The following is a 1013-nucleotide window of genomic DNA, read 5'->3' as shown; positions in this document are numbered from 1 at the left end:
GACTATCGGACCCCGAACGAAGCCGAGCAGGCATGGATCACCGAGAACCTCGCCGCGTAGACAACTATTCAACTGGTCCAGGAAACGTTGGGCAGCTCAAACACCCACCGCTACGTGATCGAGAGAACAATTGCTAGCATCAAGACCTGGCGGATATTCCACACCGACTACCGGCGGCCACTGCGCACCTTCCGAGATGCCTTCAACGCCGTCCGCGGACTCATCTTTTTCACTCGGCAAAAAACCAATTTTGCATAAGCCTCGAGGTGTCCCACGACGTGAACAGCGTCCGCAATAACGGATCGCATCTGCTCGAGACGAGGCGCCGAATCGACCGGGAAGCCAATGCTCCGGTCGACCCCGTTCTGGCATCCGACTATCTCCCCCGCAGAAGGAGTGCAAGGAGGGGTATTCACGCGGCTTGTTTGAGAAGGTGGAGTGCGACGACCGCGGAGATTGTTTGGGTGATGGTGGAGAAGGGTCGTCGGTAATCGGTGTGGAGGATGCGCCAGTTCTTGATGTGGGTGATGGCTCGTTCGATGTGGTAGTGGATCGAGTTCACGTCTTTATTGAAGTGGTGTTCCCATTCGAGGGTGTCGCAGTGGGGATTCTTTCGGATGGGGGTGAACATTCCCAGACCGATGTGGCCAGGGTCGCCGATCCAGTCCTCGGGTTTCATGCCCTCGAGGACGCCGCTGATGCGAAGCGGTCCGATGTCGTGGCGGTATCCGTCCCGATCGCGATCTAGGTTGTCGTGTTGGCGGCGATCACGCTCGCGACCAACGCCGTCACTCCGGAGACGCGGGGCCGCGACCTGACGCTCCTCGAGGACGCTTCACGCGACACCGCTGAGCAGGTGCTGACCCGGCCGACCCCGATCGTGTCCCGCCGCGAGTTCGCCCGCGCGGCGGTGATCAGCTCAGCTGCGTGCGCTCCACCCAGTCGAGGTACTCCGGTGTGACGGTGCCGGTGATGTACTCGCCCGTGAAGCAGCTGGTCTCGAGGTCGGTGAC

General features: G+C 60.8%; 1 protein-coding gene. It reads right to left on the bottom strand.

What is annotated here, in order from left to right:
* Positions 1 to 412 precede the first annotated feature (412 nt).
* Entirely contained in the window at positions 413 to 679 is a 267-nt protein-coding gene (locus C5D07_RS16360; RefSeq protein ID WP_104258543.1) for a transposase family protein, read from the bottom strand.
* Positions 680 to 1013 lie beyond the last annotated feature (334 nt).

It is taken from the genome of Rathayibacter tritici (assembly GCF_002932875.1).
GTDB classification, from domain to species: domain Bacteria; phylum Actinomycetota; class Actinomycetes; order Actinomycetales; family Microbacteriaceae; genus Rathayibacter; species Rathayibacter tritici.
Note: the sequence above shows the minus strand (reverse complement) of the source record. Positions and strands in the feature narration are given on the sequence as shown.

Excerpts from the sequence above, each read along its gene's own strand:
- C5D07_RS16360 (WP_104258543.1), bottom strand. The coding sequence starts at position 679 with ATGAAACCCGAGGACTGGATCGGCGACCCTGGCCACATCGGTCTGGGA.